At 61.9% G+C, this 18,678-nt stretch carries 15 protein-coding genes; 13 read left to right on the top strand and 2 right to left on the bottom strand.

What is annotated here, in order from left to right:
- Positions 1-116: 116 nt before the first annotated feature.
- Genes AC3A5O_RS26800 through AC3A5O_RS26790 form a run of 3 tightly spaced genes read left to right on the top strand, consistent with a single transcriptional unit; the run spans position 117 to position 2,579 of the window.
- Positions 117-1,142: an aminoglycoside phosphotransferase family protein gene (locus AC3A5O_RS26800; RefSeq protein ID WP_305468669.1), complete on the top strand. Its 1,026-nt coding sequence runs from the start codon at positions 117-119 to the stop codon at positions 1,140-1,142.
- The gene (murU, locus tag AC3A5O_RS26795; protein WP_487753942.1) at positions 1,139-1,810 is read left to right on the top strand and encodes an N-acetylmuramate alpha-1-phosphate uridylyltransferase MurU; all 672 of its coding nucleotides are present in this window, start codon (positions 1,139-1,141) and stop codon (positions 1,808-1,810) included. Before AC3A5O_RS26800 ends, murU begins: the two co-directional genes overlap by 4 nt.
- Before the next feature lies 1 nt (position 1,811).
- Entirely contained in the window at positions 1,812-2,579 is a 768-nt protein-coding gene (locus AC3A5O_RS26790) for a TerB family tellurite resistance protein (RefSeq protein ID WP_122566689.1), read from the top strand.
- 164 nt (positions 2,580-2,743) lie between these two features.
- On the opposite strand, the gene AC3A5O_RS26785 is transcribed toward AC3A5O_RS26790, so the two are convergent.
- On the bottom strand, positions 2,744-3,736 hold the full coding sequence (locus tag AC3A5O_RS26785) for an alpha/beta hydrolase family protein (protein ID WP_487753941.1): 993 nt from the start codon (positions 3,734-3,736) through the stop codon (positions 2,744-2,746).
- A 74-nt stretch (positions 3,737-3,810) separates the two neighbouring features.
- On the opposite strand from AC3A5O_RS26785, the gene AC3A5O_RS26780 reads away from it, so the two are divergent.
- From AC3A5O_RS26780 to trpE, 10 genes are all read left to right on the top strand, one after another.
- Positions 3,811-6,207, top strand: a complete 2,397-nt coding sequence (locus AC3A5O_RS26780; protein ID WP_122566691.1) for a PAS domain-containing sensor histidine kinase — start codon at positions 3,811-3,813, stop codon at positions 6,205-6,207.
- A 206-nt stretch (positions 6,208-6,413) separates the two neighbouring features.
- Entirely contained in the window at positions 6,414-7,043 is a 630-nt protein-coding gene (locus AC3A5O_RS26775; RefSeq protein WP_122566692.1) for a response regulator, read from the top strand.
- Between the two features lie 256 nt (positions 7,044-7,299).
- The gene (locus tag AC3A5O_RS26770; protein WP_122566693.1) at positions 7,300-8,424 is read left to right on the top strand and encodes an ABC transporter ATP-binding protein; all 1,125 of its coding nucleotides are present in this window, start codon (positions 7,300-7,302) and stop codon (positions 8,422-8,424) included.
- 49 nt (positions 8,425-8,473) lie between these two features.
- Entirely contained in the window at positions 8,474-9,517 is a 1,044-nt protein-coding gene (locus AC3A5O_RS26765) for an ABC transporter substrate-binding protein (RefSeq protein ID WP_122566694.1), read from the top strand.
- A gap of 202 nt (positions 9,518-9,719) precedes the next feature.
- Complete coding sequence (locus AC3A5O_RS26760) at positions 9,720-10,967, top strand: ABC transporter permease (RefSeq protein ID WP_122566695.1); 1,248 nt, start codon at positions 9,720-9,722, stop codon at positions 10,965-10,967.
- A gap of 13 nt (positions 10,968-10,980) precedes the next feature.
- Positions 10,981-11,805 (top strand): ABC transporter permease, encoded by an 825-nt coding sequence (locus AC3A5O_RS26755; RefSeq protein WP_122566696.1) that lies wholly within the window; start codon positions 10,981-10,983, stop codon positions 11,803-11,805.
- Positions 11,806-12,008: 203 nt separating this feature from the next.
- Positions 12,009-13,157: an iron-containing alcohol dehydrogenase gene (locus AC3A5O_RS26750; RefSeq protein ID WP_122566697.1), complete on the top strand. Its 1,149-nt coding sequence runs from the start codon at positions 12,009-12,011 to the stop codon at positions 13,155-13,157.
- A gap of 78 nt (positions 13,158-13,235) precedes the next feature.
- The gene (rpe, locus tag AC3A5O_RS26745; protein ID WP_122566698.1) at positions 13,236-13,910 is read left to right on the top strand and encodes a ribulose-phosphate 3-epimerase; all 675 of its coding nucleotides are present in this window, start codon (positions 13,236-13,238) and stop codon (positions 13,908-13,910) included.
- Positions 13,907-14,725 carry a phosphoglycolate phosphatase gene (locus tag AC3A5O_RS26740; protein WP_122566699.1) on the top strand — a complete coding sequence of 273 codons (819 nt, stop codon included), beginning with the start codon at positions 13,907-13,909 and terminating at the stop codon, positions 14,723-14,725. Before rpe ends, AC3A5O_RS26740 begins: the two co-directional genes overlap by 4 nt.
- Before the next feature lie 70 nt (positions 14,726-14,795).
- Positions 14,796-16,277, top strand: coding sequence for an anthranilate synthase component I (gene trpE / locus AC3A5O_RS26735; RefSeq protein WP_460081474.1), 1,482 nt, complete (start codon positions 14,796-14,798; stop codon positions 16,275-16,277).
- A gap of 175 nt (positions 16,278-16,452) precedes the next feature.
- On the opposite strand, the gene estP is transcribed toward trpE, so the two are convergent.
- Positions 16,453-18,360: an esterase EstP gene (estP, locus tag AC3A5O_RS26730; protein ID WP_487753940.1), complete on the bottom strand. Its 1,908-nt coding sequence runs from the start codon at positions 18,358-18,360 to the stop codon at positions 16,453-16,455.
- Between the last annotated feature and the right edge of the window lie 318 nt (positions 18,361-18,678).

Raw genomic sequence — 18,678 nt, 5'->3', positions numbered from 1 at the left:
CTTCCTGCGTGCCATCTGCCCGCGGTGTGGGCCGCACGCCTCTCGATGGTCTGAAAAAGATGCTGGATAATAAAGCATGACCCGCTTGACGGCTAGCGCCGTCGGAGACCCTTGCAATGCCCGACCAAGATGTACGCTTGCAACACCTGAAACTTTGGCTCGATGAACAACTGCCGATCCTTTTCACTCAACAGGGCTGGGGCGCCGTACCCCCGGCCACGTTGACCGCCGCCAGCAGTGACGCGAGTTTCCGGCGGTACTTCCGCTGGGAAGGCGAGGGCCGCAGTTTGATCGTGATGGATGCGCCACCGCCCCAGGAAAACTGCAAACCCTTCGTGGATATTGCTTTTTTGCTGGCGAAATCCGGCATCAACGTGCCGAAAATTTATGCCGAAGACCTCGATCGCGGCTTTCTTTTGCTCAATGACCTGGGCAATCAGACCTATCTGGATGTGATCGACGGCGAAAATGCCGACGATTTATTCGCTGATGCCCTGCAAGCCTTGTTGGCTTTCCAGCAACTGCCGATGGTCGCGCCGTTGCCGAGCTACGACGTCGCGTTGCTGCGTAGGGAGCTGGAATTGTTTCCCGAGTGGTACGTCAAGCGCGAGCTGGGCATCGAGTTCGATTCGGCCCAGCAGCAACTCTGGCAACAGGCCAGCGAGCTGTTGATCGACAGTGCCCTGGCCCAGCCCAAAGTGCTGGTGCACCGCGACTACATGCCGCGCAACCTGATGCTCAGCGTCCCGAACCCCGGTGTGCTGGACTTCCAGGATGCGGTCTATGGCCCGGTCACCTATGACGTGACCTGCCTGTTCAAGGATGCTTTCCTCAGTTGGCCCGAAGCGCGTGTGCGTGGCTGGCTGGAGACTTACTGGCAACAGGCCGGCGTCCTCGGCATTCCCGTCCAGCCGGATCTCGAGGATTTCCTGCGGGCCAGCGATTTGATGGGCGTGCAGCGTCACCTCAAGGTCATCGGGATCTTCGCGCGCATCTGCCACCGTGATGGCAAGCCACGTTACCTAGGCGATGTGCCGCGCTTCTTTGCTTATATAGAAGCGGTCATTGCCCGGCGTCCTGAACTGGCGCCGCTCGAAGAGCTGCTTGGCAGCTTGCGCCAATCGGCCGGAGCAACGGCATGAAGGCGATGATCCTGGCGGCGGGCAAGGGCGAGCGCATGCGCCCCTTGACCCTGACCACGCCAAAGCCGTTGATTCGCGTGGGTGGCGTCCCCTTGATCGAGTACCACTTGCGGGCGCTCGCCAAGGCCGGGTTCTCGGAGATCGTGATCAATCACGCCTGGCTCGGCCAGCAGATCGAAGATCACCTGGGGGACGGTTCAGGTTTTGGCGTGAGCATTCGGTTTTCGCCCGAAGGCGAGCCGCTGGAGACCGGCGGTGGGATTTTCCGGGCTTTGCCGCTGCTGGGCGATAACGCGTTTGTGGTGGTGAACGGCGATATCTGGACCGACTACGATTTCAGCGCCTTGCGCAGGCCGCTAGAAGGGCTGGCACACCTGGTGCTCGTCGATAATCCAGAGCATCACCCGGACGGCGATTTCATCCTGGCCGACGGAAAGGTTCACGATGGGCAAGCGCCTGCCGACAACCTGACCTATAGCGGCATCGCCGTCCTGCACCCGCGGTTGTTCGACGGTTGCACAGGCGGTGCCTTCAAGCTCGCACCGCTGTTGCGCACGGCCATGGCTGAGGGGCGCGTCAGTGGCGAGCACCTGAAAGGGCATTGGGTCGATGTCGGTACCCATGAACGGTTGGCGCAGGTCGAAACCTTGATAGAAGCGAGCGGTTGATATGTGGTGGCCAGGGACTCTGATTGGAGCCGGGGCGGGTTTTGCCATAGCCAGCATTCCGGGGGCCATGCTTGGTGCGTTGTTGGGACAGGCGTTAGACCGGCGCCTGAACTTGCAGGGCTGGGCACAAATACGTGAGCGGCTGGGCGGCCGCCCGGCGTTGCGCAACGATGAGTTGTTGTTTGTATTGCTCGGACGCCTGGCCAAATGCGATGGGCGTGTGGTCGACGGCCACATCCAGCAGGCTCGCCAGGAGATGCGGGCGCTGGACCTGAGCGAATCTGCGCAGCGCCGGGCTATCGCGGCGTTCAACCGTGGCAAGTCCGGAAACGATCGCTTACGCGGTTACATGCGCCGCCTGGCCGTCCAGCCCCATGCGGCTGAAGGGGTGCTGCGCGCCTGTTGGCGGATGGTCTGGGCCGATGGGCGTGCCGGTGTCAGTGAGCGGGAGCTGGTGGCCCAATGGGGCCGCTGGTTAGGCTGGACGCCGCAACAGGTCCAGGCGCTGGCGGCCGATTACGAACCGCAGAAACTGTCGCGGCCCAACGCCGGCGTGACCTATCAGGAAGCCCTGCGCTTGCTGGGGGTTTCGGCCACCAGCGAACCGTCGCAGATCAAGCGCGCTTACCGGCGGCTACTCAGTCGGCATCACCCGGACAAGATTGCCGGCAGCGGCGCGACACCGTTGCAGGTGCGTGAGGCCACCGATAAAACCCGAGAGCTGCATAACGCCTATCGACTGATTCGGGAACGGCGGGATTTTCGGTAGCGTCACCCCGTGGCGAGGGAGCTTGCTCCCGCTCGGCTGCGCAGCAGTCGCAATCCGGTTAATGCGATCGCTCTTTGAAGAGCCGCGGCGCTTGGTTTGAGGACCGCTTCGCGGTCCAGCGGGAGCAAGCTCCCTCGCCACGGTGAAGGGGGCAGAGCCGGCCCTTACTCCCCCGGCTTCTGCGGATTCAACCAACCCCGAACCCGCCGAAACAGCTGTTCCTGCTCCGCCGACGGGTTCGGCAGGGCCTTGAGGGACACTTGGCTGAAGGTCGAACCTTTCAAGCGCTTGCTCCCCTGCAAGCGCTCCAGCGCCGCGTTGCGATCCAGCGGTTTGTCCATGTAGAAGATATCGGCGGTCGCCAGCTTCAAGGTTGGGGTCAGTTCGGCCAGGCCGGGGTTGGCAGTGACCGGCGTCTGCGCAGCCACCATCACGAAGCGTTCGACTTGCGAGGGCTGCTTTTCACTCAAGTAACGCGCGGCCCAATAGGCGCCGGTGCCATGGCCCAGCAGCACGATGCGGCGTGCGCTTTGCTGTTCGGCGTAGGCCAGCGCCGCATCGATACGGGCGAAGATGCGCTCGGCGTCGGCCTTGGCGTGCTCTTCATCGTTTGGCGCAACGACCGGATCCACCGCATCGGCTTCGCCGCCTGCGACCTGTTCGATCGGCGCCGAAGTGGTGGCGTCCGGTGCCGCGGCAGCGGTGTCGGCCGGTTTGGTCTCGGGCGGTGCTTCCACTACGCGTGGTGCAATGACGTCGCTTTGCAGGTCCGGCAGGGTGATACTCAGGCTGCTCCATTCGACATCGGGCAACTTTTTGCGCAATGGGCCGACGACTTGAGGCCAGTCAGCTGTTTCACCGGCCCCGGGGATTATGATGACCGCGCCCCTGGGTTCACTGGTATTGGCCGGTTTCCACAGCGCCAGGAAGGTGTCGCTGCCGGTCTGCAACTGTTGCTGTTCCTGGGGCGGGATTTTTCGTCCAAGTGCAGCCGCTTCTTCCTGGCTACGCTCGAGCAAAGGCTGGCGCTCGACGGTTTTTTCTTGGGCAGATTGCTCGGCGGGGGGGGCCGTTTCGCTGGCCTGGACAGAAAAGGCACTTGGCAGGATCAGCGACAGGCACAATGTTGGCAACGCCAGGCGATAAACAGAGGGCATCGGATATTCCATGACCAGAAGTATTTCCGGCAGCCTAATGGGTTGGTCAGTATTTGTCAGTGCATGAGACTTCGATGATGCGTTTTTGCTGCCTGTGGGTTATCGGCTGTTTATGGCTTCCCTTGATGGCGTGGGCCGCGCCCGCGCCGTCGGCGCCAGGGGTGCAATTGAATGCAGGGCAGCGCCAATGGCTGGTGCAACATCCGCAATGGCGGGTCGGCCTGGTCTTGCAGGCGCCCTATGCGCAATACGACCGGCGTTTACAGCGGTTGTCCGGTACCAACGTCGAGTTGATGCAGTGGCTGGGCAAGGCCTTGAACGTCGAGCTGACCTGGCGCAATTTCCAGGACGTGGCGCAACTGGAAGCCGCGGTGCGTGCTGGCGAGGTGGACGTCGCTCCGGGCCTGACCCAATCCCCGGGCGGGCTCAAGCTCTGGCAGTTTTCCGATCCCTACATGCGCGTGCCGCAATTGATCGTCGGTGCGCAGAAAGGGGCTGAGGGGGTGGAGTTGGAAAAACTCGACGCCCAGGCCCGTGTCGCGGTGCGCATGCCCAGCGCCACGGCTGATTACCTGCGCAGCAACTACCCGACGCTGAACCTGCAAGGCGTGCCGATGGAGCGTGAGGCCCTGCAATTGCTGCTGACCCAGCAGGCCCGATACGCGGTGGTCGACGAAGCGCAGTTGGGGCGGTTGATGGTCGAGCCCGAATTCGCCGAGCTGGCGGTGGTGGGCGACATTGGTCTGCCGCAGTTGCTACGGGTGGCCACACGCCGGGACTGGCCGGAGCTGGCAGAAATCATCGACAGCGGTTTGCAGGCGATCCCGGCCAAGGAGCTGGAGCAGTTGCACAGCCGTTGGCTCAAGCCCAAATACCCACGCCTGACCGAAACCCCGGGTTTCTGGCAGAACCTGACCCTGTTGATCCTGGCCCTGCTGCTCAGCAGTGTCGCCATCGTGTTCTGGCAGCGCCGCCAGCAACGTGGCCTGGAGCGCCGTCTGCGTGCCGCGAGGGAAGACATCGCCCAGCGTGCTGCCAGCGAAGAAGCCTTGCGCCTGACGCAGTTTTCCATCGACCAAAGCACCGTCGGCATTCTGTGGGTCAATTGGGACAGCCACGTGCGCTACGCCAACCGAGCGGCCGAAACCATGCTTGGCTACGCTTCGGGCGCCATCATCGACCGGCCCTTGATCGACTTCGAGCCGGGCTTGCACATGGACCGCTGGTTGAACCTGTGGAAACGCGCCCGGGCCAGTGAAGAGGGGCCGCAGAGCTTCGAAACCGAGTGCGTGCGAGCCGACGGCAGCATCCTGCCGGCCGACGTGTCCCTGAGCTTCCTGCGTTTTCGTGACGCCGAATACCTGGTGGTCTACCTCAATGATGTGACCGAGCGCCGACGTGCGCTGGCGGCGTTGCGCGAAAGCGAGGCGCGGCTGCAAGGCATCGCCGCCAATGTGCCGGGCCTGGTCTTTCGCCTGGAGCGGGCGCCGGTGACCGGCCAGATCGACTTTGCCTACATCAGCGAAGGCAGCGAAAGCCTGGTGGGTTATTCCCCTGCAACCCTGGCCCGCAGCGACACCGGGCTACGCAGCCTGGTGCACCCGGAGGACAAGGCCGATTATCACCGCACCCAGGACCAGGCGCTGGACACCGACAGCGATTGGTCATGGCAGGGCCGCATCCTGACCCGCGAAGGCCAGGAACGATGGGCCGAGATCAAAGCGATCACCCGTCGTCTCGAGGATGGCGCCTATGTCTGGGACGGTATCGTCTGGGACATCACCGACAGCAAGCGCATCGAGCTGGAACTGGCCCGTTCCCGGGAGCAGCTGCGCGAATTGTCGGCGCACCTGGAAAGCGTGCGGGAAGAGGAAAAAGCCCGTATTGCCCGGGAAGTCCACGACGAGCTGGGCCAGATGCTGACGGTGTTGAAGCTTGAAACTTCCATGTGTGAATTGGCCTACGCGCAACTCGACCCGGGCCTGCATGAGCGGCTTAACAGCATGAAGCGCTTGATTGCCCAGTTGTTCCAACTGGTGCGGGACGTGGCGACGGCGTTGCGCCCGCCGATCCTGGATGCCGGTATCGCCTCAGCCATCGAATGGCAGGCCCGGCGCTTCGAGGCGCGTACGCAGATTCCTTGCCTGGTGCAGGTGCCGGACAATCTGCCGCCCTTGAGCGATGCCAAGGCCATCGGCCTGTTTCGGATTCTCCAGGAGGCGCTGACCAACGTGATGCGCCATGCCCAGGCGCATACCGTGGAGTTGACGCTGGCTCAACAAGGCGCTGATTTATGTCTGACGGTCAGCGACGACGGTGTAGGATTTATTGCCGATACCAGCCGGCCGACGTCCTTTGGTCTGGTCGGCATGCGTGAGCGGGTGCTGATCATGGGCGGTCAATTGACCCTGGACAGTGAACCGGGGGAGGGGACGACCTTGTCGGTGCGGGTGCCGTTGCATGAGGTCTGATGGTCTTGGGTCGCCTGGGCTGGCCCTATCGCGAGCAAGCTCGCTCCCACATGGTTGCGGGGTGGATTCAACACCTGTGTTCAATCACCCATCCAATGTGGGAGCGAGCTTGCTCGCGATAGCGATGGATCTGTTGGCAAGGATGTAGAGCGTAAAGTAGCCATTGCGAACACGTTTGCGATGAGCCCCTGAATCTGGAGAGCAATGTGATCCGTGTACTGGTAGCCGAAGACCACACCATCGTCCGGGAAGGCATCAAACAGTTGATCGGCCTGGCCAAGGATCTGGTGGTGGTGGGAGAGGCGAGCAATGGCGAACAATTGCTCGAAACCCTGCGTCACGTGCCCTGCGAAGTGGTGCTGCTGGACATTTCCATGCCCGGTGTCAACGGGCTGGAGGCGATCCCACGGATCCGGGCGCTGAACAATCCACCGGCCATCCTGGTGCTGTCGATGCATGACGAGGCGCAAATGGCCGCCCGTGCATTGAAAGTAGGGGCCGCTGGCTACGCGACCAAGGACAGCGACCCGGCCCTTCTGCTCATGGCGATTCGCAAGGTCGCGGCCGGCGGGCGCTACATCGACCCGGACCTGGCCGACCGTATGGTCTTCGAAGTCGGCCTGACCGACGCGCGTCCGCTGCACTCGCTGCTGTCCGAGCGCGAGTTCTCAGTCTTCGAACGCCTGGCCCAGGGCGCCAACGTCAACGACATCGCCCAGCAACTGGCCCTGAGCAGCAAGACCATCAGCACCCACAAGGCGCGGCTGATGCAAAAGCTCAACATCACCTCATTGGCGGAGTTGGTGAAATATGCGATGGAGCACAAGTTGCTCTGAACTTCACCATTCCCCCTGGGTTTTGTGTTGGCATATCCATTTGCGACACACCCCAACAGCGCTTTTTGCCCCTGCTTGCAGCTTGCCGCTTAAAACTCGCCGCTGCATTTACCCAATCCCGCCATCCTTGTAGGGAAATCCCTACCCCGACTCTTCCATCCGGCTGAGGCGATTCTCTCCTGCGTCCCGATTTGCGCGGACCCCAGGCTCCACTAGGCTTGATTCACAAGCAGTCATCAAAACAAAAGGTGCGGGTATGAGCCAGGTCGATTCAAGCGCGGGGGCCAGCGATGTGCTGGTCAGCTTTCGTGGTGTGCAGAAGAGCTACGACGGCGAGAACCTGATCGTCAAAGACCTTAACCTGGACATTCGCAAAGGCGAATTCCTGACCCTGCTTGGGCCTTCAGGCTCCGGCAAGACCACCAGCCTGATGATGCTCGCCGGGTTTGAAACCCCAACCGCCGGCGAGATCCTGCTGGCCGGGCGCTCGATCAACAATGTGCCACCACACAAGCGCGACATCGGCATGGTGTTCCAGAACTACGCCTTGTTCCCCCATATGACTGTCGCCGAGAACCTCGCTTTCCCGTTGACCGTGCGAGGCCTGAACAAGAGCGACGTCAGCGATCGGGTCAAGCGCGTCCTGAGCATGGTCCAGCTGGACAGCTTCGCCCAACGCTACCCGGCGCAATTGTCCGGCGGCCAGCAACAACGGGTGGCCCTGGCCCGGGCGCTGGTGTTCGAGCCGCAGCTGGTGCTGATGGATGAACCTCTTGGTGCGCTGGACAAGCAATTGCGCGAACACATGCAGATGGAAATCAAGCACCTGCATCAGCGCCTTGGCGTGACCGTGGTCTACGTGACCCACGACCAGGGCGAAGCCTTGACCATGTCCGACCGCGTGGCGGTATTCCACCAGGGCGAAATCCAGCAGATCGCCCCACCGCGCACCCTGTATGAAGAGCCGAAAAATACCTTCGTCGCCAACTTCATCGGCGAAAACAACCGTCTCAACGGTCGCCTGCACAGCCACACTGGCGATCGTTGCCTGGTGGAGCTGGCGCGCGGCGAGAAAGTCGAGGCCCTGGCGGTGAACGTCGGCCAGCCCGGCGAGCCGGTGACCCTGTCGATCCGTCCGGAACGGGTGAGCCTCAACGGCGTCAGCGAACACTGTGTCAACCGCTTCTCAGGGAGGGTGGCGGAATTCATCTATCTGGGCGACCACGTCCGGGTTCGCTTGGAAGTCTGCGGCAAGAACGACTTCTTCGTGAAACAGCCGATTGCCGAGCTCGATCCCGCGCTCGCCGTCGGGGACGTGGTTCCGCTTGGCTGGCAAGTCGAGCATGTGCGTGCGCTCGATCCCCTTTTAGAGGCGAATTGATCGCCCCCTGCTGTACCAACACCAACCCTGCACGTGGAGAGAACAATAAATGTTGAGATCCCTGAAGTTCACAGCCCTGACACTGGGCATGATGGGTACGGCAAGCGCGATGGCGGCGGGCCCGGACCTGACCGTGGTGTCTTTCGGCGGGGCGAACAAGGCGGCTCAGGTCAAAGCCTTCTACGCACCGTGGGAAGCGGCCGGCAACGGCAAGATCGTGGCTGGCGAGTACAACGGCGAAATGGCCAAGGTCAAGGCCATGGTCGATACCAAGAGCGTTTCCTGGGACCTGGTGGAAGTCGAGTCCCCGGAATTGTCCCGTGGTTGTGACGAGGACATGTTTGAGCAACTCGATCCGGCCCTGTTCGGCAAGGCCGAGGATTACGTCAAGGGTGCCATTCAGCCTTGCGGCGTAGGTTTCTTCGTATGGTCGACCGTGCTGGCCTACAACGCCGACAAACTCAAGACCGCGCCGACCAGTTGGGCGGACTTCTGGGACACCAAGCAATTCCCGGGCAAGCGCGGCCTGCGTAAAGGTGCCAAGTACACCCTGGAATTCGCCTTGATGGCCGACGGCGTAGCGCCGAAAGACGTCTACAAGGTGCTGGCTGGCAAAGATGGCCAGGATCGTGCGTTCAAGAAGCTCGACGAGCTCAAGCCAAACATCCAGTGGTGGGAAGCCGGCGCCCAGCCGCCGCAATACCTGGCTTCCGGTGACGTGGTCATGAGCTCGGCCTACAACGGCCGGATCGCTGCGGTACAGAAAGAAAGCAACCTGAAAGTGGTGTGGAACGGCGGCATCTACGACTTCGACGCCTGGGCCATCCCGCGCGGCCTGGACAAGACCCGTGCCGAAGCGGCGAAGAAATTCATCGCCTTCTCGGTGGCACCGCAGCAGCAGAAAACCTACTCGGAAAACATCGCCTACGGCCCGGCCAATACCCAGGCTGTGCCGTTGCTGGCCAAGGATGTCCTGAAAGACATGCCGACCACCCCGGAAAACATCGCCAACCAGGTGCAGATCGACGTCAGCTTCTGGGCTGACAACGGTGAGCAACTGGAGCAGCGTTTCAACTCCTGGGCGGCCAAGTAACTCGACGGTCTGAAACCGGATGAGATCCATGTGGGAGCGAGCTTGCTCGCGATAGCGGTCTGTCAGGCACCTCAGTATTGAGTGTGCCGCAGCCATCGCGAGCCAGCTCGCTCCCACAGGTTCCTGCATCAACTCGGGTGTTTCAAAAGAACAGAGGCGGTCCGCCGCCCCTGTAACGATAAAAAGATTTGCGGAGTTCGCCATGGCCATCGCCGTTCCACTGAACGCGGGCACCAGCCCCACCCTTAAGCAGCGGCTCAAGCGTGCCGAGCGGGTCAACCGCTGGAAGGCCCAGGCCTTGATCGCGCCGCTGGTGCTGTTTCTGTTGCTGGTGTTTCTGGTGCCGATCGTGGCGCTGCTGTTCAAAAGCGTCAGCAACCCGGAAGTGGTGGGCGCCATGCCCCGCACCGTCGCTGCCGTCGCGGCCTGGGACGGACGCGGTTTGCCGGGCGAGCCGGTGTACAAGGCTGCCAGTGAAGACCTGGCCGAAGCCCGCAAGAATCAGACCCTGGGCGACTTGTCCAAGCGCTTGAACATGGAACTGGCCGGCTATCGCAGCCTGCTGACCAAGACTGCTCGGGCGTTGCCGTTTGCCACCGAGCCGGCTTCCTATAAAGAAGCCATGGAAAACCTCGATGAGCGTTGGGGCGACCCGGCGTATTGGCAGGTGATTCGCCGCAACACCAGTGACGTCACCCCGTATTACCTGCTGGCGGCCGTCGATCACCGCATCGATGACCTCGGCGAACTGGCCCCGGCCACCCCCGACCAGGCGATTTACCTGGATATTTTCACCCGTACGTTCTGGATGGGCCTGGTGATCACCGCGATCTGCCTGGTGTTGGCCTATCCGCTGGCCTACCTGCTGGCGAACCTGCCGTCGCGCCAAAGCAACCTGTTGATGATCCTGGTGTTGCTACCGTTCTGGACCTCGATTCTGGTGCGAGTCGCCGCGTGGATCGTGCTGCTGCAGTCGGGCGGCCTGATCAACAGTGGCCTGATGGCCATGGGCGTCATCGATAAGCCCCTGGAACTGGTATTCAACCGCACCGGTGTCTATATCTCCATGGTCCATATCCTGCTGCCGTTCATGATCCTGCCGATCTACAGCGTGATGAAAGGTATCTCGCCCACCTACATGCGAGCGGCGATTTCCCTGGGCTGCCATCCGTTCGCCAGTTTCTGGCGGGTGTACTTCCCGCAGACCTATGCCGGTGTCGGCGCCGGTTGCCTGCTGGTGTTCATCCTTGCCATCGGCTACTACATCACGCCGGCGCTGCTGGGCAGCCCGAACGACCAGATGGTCAGCTACTTCGTCGCGTTCTACACCAACACCAGCATCAACTGGGGCATGGCCACGGCGCTCGGCGGGCTGCTGTTGCTGGCGACCATCGTGCTTTATCTGATTTACAGCTGGCTGGTGGGCGCCAGTCGCCTGCGCCTGAGCTAAGGGGAGATCGAAAATGGTGAGTCCTTACATGTCCCCCATCGAACGGGTGTGGTTCTACAGTCTGCGCATACTCTGCGGGTTGATCCTGTTGTTCCTGATCCTGCCGGTGCTGGTGATCATTCCACTGTCGTTCAACTCCGGCAGCTTCCTGGTGTACCCGCTGCAAGGCTTCTCGCTGCAGTGGTACCACGATTTCTTCGCCTCGGCGGAATGGATGCGGGCGTTGAAGAACAGCATTATCGTGGCCCCGGCGGCGACCTTGCTGGCGATGATCTTTGGCACGCTGGCGGCCATTGGCCTGACTCGCGGTGACTTCCCAGGCAAGGCGCTGGTGATGGCCTTGGTGATTTCACCCATGGTGGTGCCGGTGGTGATCATCGGCGTTGCCAGCTACCTGTTCTTCGCACCGCTGGGGATGGGCAACAGTTTCTTCTCGCTGATCGTGGTCCATGCCGTGTTGGGTGTGCCGTTCGTCATCATCACGGTGTCGGCGACCTTGCAGGGGTTCAATCACAACCTGGTTCGCGCCGCCGCCAGCCTCGGGGCTTCGCCACTGACGGCATTTCGTCGGGTGACCCTGCCGTTGATAGCCCCAGGCGTGATCTCCGGCGCCCTGTTCGCCTTCGCGACGTCGTTCGATGAAGTGGTGGTGACCCTGTTCCTGGCCGGCCCTGAGCAGGCCACGTTGCCACGGCAGATGTTCAGCGGTATCCGCGAAAACCTCAGCCCCACCATCGCGGCGGCGGCGACCTTGCTGATTGCTTTCTCGGTGATTCTGCTGCTGACCCTGGAGTGGTTGCGTGGGCGTAGCGAGAAGCTGCGTACTGCCCAGGTCTGAGGCCCAACGCAAAACCAATGTGGGAGCGGGCTTGCTCGCGAAAGCGGTGTGTCAGTCGACATTTATATTGAATGTTCCGCCGCATTCGCGAGCAAGCCCGCTCCCACAATGGATTTGCGGTGTATTCATGGGCTGAATGGAAGACAACCTTAAATACCGAGCTATCCTTGTGCCAGCCCATACTCGAATAAGAGGCCGCGCACATGAGTCTTTCCTCATTCAAGATCGCCCATAAACTGATCACGGGTGCCGCTGCCATCGAGCAACTGGCCGCCGAGTTGACGCGACTGGATGTCGACAATCCGCTGATCGTGACCGACGCGGCGCTGGTCAAGTCCGGCACCGTGGAGCTGGCCCTGCAACACCTGGGCGGACGCGACTACGAGATTTTCGACCGGGTCATGCCGGACCCGGAAATCGCCATTGTCGAGGACTGCATGCAAGCCTACCGCGACGGCGGTCACGATGGCCTGATCGGCCTGGGCGGCGGCAGTGCCATCGACATCGCCAAGTGCGTGGGCGTCTATGCCGGGTACCACGGCGAGCTGCAGGATATGTTCGGCGTCGACCAGGTGCCGCGCAAAGGCCCGCCCATGATTGCCATCCCCACCACGGCCGGTACCGGTTCGGAAGTCACCAACGTGGCGATCCTCTCCGACAAGGCCGCGCAACTGAAAAAAGGCATCGTCAGCGATTTTCTGTTGCCGGACGTGGCGTTGGTCAGCCCACAGATGACCCTCACTTGCCCGCGCAGCGTCACGGCTGCCAGCGGCGTCGATGCGCTGGTGCATGCGATCGAGGCCTACCTGTCGCTGAATGCTTCGCCGATCACCGATGCCCTGGCCATCGGCGCAATCAAACTGATCACCCGCGCCTTGCCCAAGGCCTATGCCAACCCCGCGCACCTGCAAGCCCGTGAGGACATGGCCACGGCCAGCCTGATGGCCGGCATGGCATTCGGCAATGCCGGGGTCGGGGCGGTGCATGCGCTGGCCTATCCATTGGGCGGGCGCTTTCACGTGTCCCATGGCGTCGCCAACGCCTTGTTGCTGCCGTATGTCATGACGTGGAACAAAATGGCCTGCGTCGAGCGCATGCGCGACATCGCTGAAGCCATGGGCCTCAAGACCGCTCACCTGAGTGATCTGGAAGCGGCCGACGAAGCCGTGGAGGCCATGGTCGCGCTGTGTGCCGCCGTGGAAATTCCCAAGGGCTTGAGCGGCCTGGGCGTGACCGAGGACGTGATTCCCTCGATGGCGCTGGAAGCGGCGGGGATCGAGCGTCTGATGCGCAACAATCCGCGCCAACTGAGCGCCGCCGATATCGAGAAGATCTACCGCGCGGCGTATTGATCGACGGTCACGGTGGGCGCGCCAAATCTGGAGGTATACAATGCGCGCCATCGTGATTTCGCTCAAAACAGGTGCGTCATGCAGCCCTTCGCTATTGCTCCGTCGATTCTCTCCGCCGACTTCGCCCGCCTGGGCGAGGAAGTGGACAACGTTCTGGCCGCCGGGGCCGACATCGTGCACTTCGATGTCATGGACAACCACTACGTACCCAACCTGACCATCGGCCCGATGGTCTGCGCAGCGCTGCGCAAGTACGGCGTCACCGCGCCGATCGATGCGCACCTGATGGTCAGCCCGGTGGACCGCATCGTTGGTGACTTCATCGAGGCCGGTGCCACCTATATCACCTTTCACCCTGAAGCCACGCTGCACGTCGACCGCTCCCTGCAGTTGATCCGCGAGGGCGGTTGCAAGGCCGGCCTGGTGTTCAACCCGGCCACGCCCCTGGACGTGCTCAAGTACGTGATGGACAAGGTCGACATGATCCTGCTGATGAGCGTCAACCCTGGCTTCGGCGGGCAGAAGTTCATCCCGGGTACGCTCGACAAGCTGCGCGAAGCCCGTGCGCTGATCGATGCCTCGGGCCGTGATATCCGCCTGGAAATCGACGGTGGCGTGAACGTGAACAATATCCGTGAAATCGCCGCGGCCGGCGCCGATACGTTCGTCGCGGGTTCGGCGATCTTCAACGCACCGAACTACGAAGAGGTGATTGCAAAAATGCGCGCCGAACTGGCCCTGGCGCGCCCATGAGCGGCTTCGAGCAGCTGTTCCCCGGCAGCTTGCCGCGTCTGGTGATGTTCGACCTCGATGGCACATTGGTCGATTCGGTCCCGGACCTCGCGGCGGCCGTGGACAGTATGCTGCTCCAGCTCGGACGCCCGCCCGCCGGCATCGACTCGGTGCGCCACTGGGTGGGTAACGGTGCGCCGATGTTGGTGCGCCGGGCCCTGGCCAATGATATCGACGCCCAAGGGGTCGATGATGCCGAGGCCGAGCGGGCGCTGGGGTTGTTCAATGAAGCCTACGAAGGCGATCACCCACTGACAGTGGTCTACCCCGGCGTGCGGTCCACCCTCAAGTGGCTGAAACAGCAGGGCGTGGAAATGGCCCTGATCACCAACAAACCGGAACGCTTCGTCGCACCGCTGCTGGACCAGATGAAAATCGGCCGTTATTTCCGCTGGATCATCGGCGGCGATACCTTGCCGCAGAAAAAACCTGACCCGGCCGCGCTGTTCTTCGTGATGAAAATGGCCAACATCCCGGCCTCCCAATCCTTGTTCGTCGGCGACTCGCGCAGTGATGTGCTGGCGGCCAAGGCGGCAGGGGTCAAATGCGTAGCGCTGAGTTACGGCTACAACCACGGCCGGCCCATAGCCGAAGAGTTTCCGACGCTGGTGATCGACGATTTGCGTCTGTTAATTCCCGGTTGCCTGGACCCGGCGGCTGAGATAACGTTGCCCGACGCTGTTCAATCCTCTTCTGGAAACGCCATCGTGGTGGTCACTCGCAAACTCTGGATGAAAGTCATGAAGGCCCTGGCCCGCTGGCGTTGGCGCGCCTGACGTGATCCTGGCCGGTTATCCGGCGCGTTTGCATACCTGACTGTCAGCTCCTCTTGCCACGAGGCACCCCATGATCCGCGAAGAATTCCTGCGTCTAGCCGCTGCCGGCTACAACCGCATCCCCCTTGCCTGCGAAACCCTGGCCGACTTCGACACGCCGCTGTCGATCTACCTCAAGCTGGCCGACCAGCCCAACTCCTACCTGCTCGAATCGGTGCAGGGCGGGGAAAAGTGGGGCCGTTACTCCATCATCGGCCTGCCGTGCCGTACGGTGCTACGGGTCCATGACCATCGCATCAGCGTGACCCACGACGGTGTCGAAATTGAAAGCCACGAGGTCGAAGACCCGCTGGCGTTCGTTGAAACCTTCAAGGCCCGCTACAACGTGCCGACCATCCCCGGCCTGCCGCGCTTCAATGGTGGCCTGGTGGGGTATTTCGGCTACGACTGCGTGCGCTACGTGGAAAAGCGTCTGGGCGCTTGTCCAAACCCCGATCCGCTGGGCGTGCCGGACATATTGCTGATGGTCTCCGACGCCGTCGTGGTCTTCGATAATCTCGCTGGCAAGATGCACGCCATCGTTCTGGTCGACCCTTCCCGGGAAGATGCCTACGAGCAAGGACAGAAAAGCCTGCAGACGCTGTTGGAAAAACTCCGTCAGCCGATCACGCCGCGTCCCGGCCTGGATTTCAGCAAGCAGTCGGCGACCGACCCGGTGTTCCGCTCCAGTTTCACCCAGGACGATTACGAACGGGCCGTCGATACCATCAAGGAATACATCCTCGCCGGCGACTGCATGCAGGTGGTGCCATCGCAACGGATGTCCATCGACTTCAAGGCCGCGCCCATCGATCTCTATCGGGCGCTGCGCTGCTTCAACCCGACCCCCTACATGTACTTCTTCAACTTCGGCGACTTCCATGTCGTGGGCAGTTCGCCGGAAGTATTGGTGCGGGTCGAGGACAACCTGATCACCGTGCGACCGATCGCCGGCACTCGCCCCCGTGGCGCCACGGAGGAGGCTGACCGGGCGCTGGAAGAGGACCTGCTGTCGGACGACAAGGAAATCGCCGAGCACCTGATGCTGATCGACCTGGGGCGCAATGACACCGGGCGGGTCTCGGAAATCGGTTCGGTGAAACTCACCGAGAAGATGGTCATCGAGCGCTATTCCAACGTGATGCACATCGTTTCCAACGTTACCGGCCAGTTGAAGGCCGGGCTGACCGCGATGGATGCCTTGCGGGCGATCCTGCCAGCGGGCACCTTGTCCGGCGCGCCGAAAATCCGGGCGATGGAGATCATCGATGAACTGGAGCCGGTCAAGCGCGGGGTGTACGGCGGGGCCGTGGGTTATTTCGCCTGGAACGGCAACATGGACACCGCGATTGCCATTCGCACCGCGGTCATCAAGAACGGTGAACTGCACGTGCAGGCCGGCGGCGGTATCGTCGCCGACTCGGTGCCGGCATTGGAATGGGAAGAAACCCTGAACAAACGCCGGGCTATGTTCCGCGCCGTGGCGCTGGCCGAGCAGACCTCCAGCGACTGAAGGCCTGCAACAAACAACTGTGGCGAGGGAGCAAGCTCCCTCGCCACAGTTCCTTCACGCAACTCGATCAAAATGTGGGAGCGAGCTTGCTCGCGATGAGGGCGTCCTATTCAATCCATCGGTCGACTGACACCCCGCTATCGCGAGCAAGCTCGCTCCCACAGGCTCTCCTCGATCAGAAGTCCAGGCTGACCCCCAGGCTCACCCCTTGCTGGGTCATGTCATCATCCTTGCGCAACGTATAGCCGCCCCGCAGCGCCAGGTCCTTGGTCAACTTGTGGCTGACCCCCAGGCTCAGGCGGTTCAGGTGGCTCTGTGGCGTATAGCCTTCCAGCGTGAAGTCATTGGCCGGCAGGCTGTTGAGGGCGATGTTGACCTTTTGCGTGTCGTCTTCGTACTCGCGTTCGTGGGCATATTCGCCAAACACCTGGGTCTGCCGGGTGATGTTGTATTTGCCCTGCAAGCCAATGCCCAGGCGTTTCGAGTCGCGGGTCTGGTCATCGAAGGTCAGGGCCGTGGAGCGGTTGCTCTTTTCCGAGTAGCCATCGACTTCCACCTTCGCATAATCAGCGCTGACAAACGGCGAGAGATGCCATTCGCTGCCCGGCTGGGCGATGTCGTAGCCCAGCCGCGTGCTGAATGCCCAGAGATGGCCGTCCGTGTCGCCTTTCTCCTGCGCTTCGTTGACGCCCAGGTCGAACTTGCGCTCCAGGTTGTCATAATCCAGCTTGCCGCCGGTCAGCGCCGCATCGGCCCACCAGCGGTTTTGCTGGAACTGGGCGAAGGCGGTGGCCAGGTAGCTGTTGAGCTTGTACTGCGAATCGTTATGGCCTGCCTCCATGTCCTGGCGGTAGAGACCGGCGGCGACACCTACGCGCCAAGCCTCGTTGAGGCGATAGCTGCCGCCGACGTTGAGGCTGTAGCCGCTGCCGTCGGCGCTGGCGCCGCTGCCCTGGCTGTCCATGTCCAGATGCTGGCCGCCACCGGCGACGATGGCTCGCCATTGGCCGACCGCCTGCCAGTCCTCCCAGTCCGATTGCCACTGGCTGCGCAACTCATCCTGGTGAGCCCGCAGGGTCGAGTGGGCCATTTCCGGCAGCAGCGTCAGCTCCCAGGGCGCCGCGAGCAGGGAAAAGGCGTAGTCGGCGATCAGTTTTTGCCCGGTTTCGGTTGGATGGACCGCGTCGTTGTAGATCAGCTTGGTGGGATCAGGCGTGGCACTGTTGATGCCATAGGTGGCGTTTTCCGTGCAGCCGTTGCCGCTGAAGCAGGTCGCGGTGAGATTCTCGCCGGTGGCGAGGCCGAATTTTGCCGGGTCGGCGAAGCTTTCCTTCAGCAAAAGTGGAATGTTCAGTGGAATGATTTCGGCATCGATGCCTTGCAGGCGGGTGATCAGTTGTTGGTTGAACTGATTGCCCAATTGCGAAAAGGTGTCCTGCAAGGGGCCGCCGTTGAGGGCCGGGGTCAGGCCCAGGTCGGGCAACAGCCAGACCATCACATAGCGGGCACCGGCCGTTTGCAGTACCTGGACGCTGTCGGCCAGGCGGTCCGCGGCGGCGTTCGCCTGTGCGGTGTTCAATACCCGGCCTTGAAGGAAGTCGTTACCGCCACCGGAAAGGTAATACAGCGCATTCGGATCGGCGCGCAGGCCATTGGATTGCAGGTAGCCGGGACGGCTGCGCTCGCCGGTATCGGACACACCGGTAATCGATTCGAGGATCTGGTCGGTACGATAACCGCCCACCGCCCAGTTATTGCCGTCTGCCAGCCCTTCGTTGGCGCGGACCGCCGAAGTGGAGGCAGCGGTCTCGTCGGCGGAATAGCCCAGGCGCCCACCGAGCAGTTGGGTGGAGTTGGCCGAATAGGCTTCACCGCTGCCGTCCGCATAGATCGGACCGGTCCGGTTGGTATAGCGCGCGGTCGAGCCGGGCGGGCCGTTCGGGTCGGCGAGTTGGCCAGCGTCGTTGAGGCTGTCGCCGAACACGATGAATTTGGAGTACGGGTTGGGGGCGGCGCTCGCCTGGGCGCAGGCCATTGCCAGTAAGCAACCGGCAATCGGTACGAACAGCGTCTTCTTTATCATGGCAAAGTCCGTTTTTATCTTATTGTTGTTAGAAAACGAAACGACAGTACCAAAAACTTTCGGCGTTTTGCCATCTATCCGGAACGTCGCGATTGTTTCAAAGCCCTTCGAGAACGGTCATATTGCGTGCTCCGCCCAGCTAAGCTACTGTGCCGGAACGTATGAACGAGACTTCCCCTGTGTCGATTGTCAGCAAACTTCTGGATCAAATGATCAAGGCACACGCCCGTTGGCGTTGGCGCGCCTGAACAATCTCCGCCGGCCTCGCCGGACCTGTACCGATTTGCCTTCTTCACCCGCTGTAGAACCGCTTCGCCG

This window comes from Pseudomonas sp. Soil_N_39, from assembly GCF_057655955.1.
The sequence above is the reverse complement of the archived record's forward strand: the minus strand, read 5'-3'. Positions and strand labels throughout refer to the sequence as shown.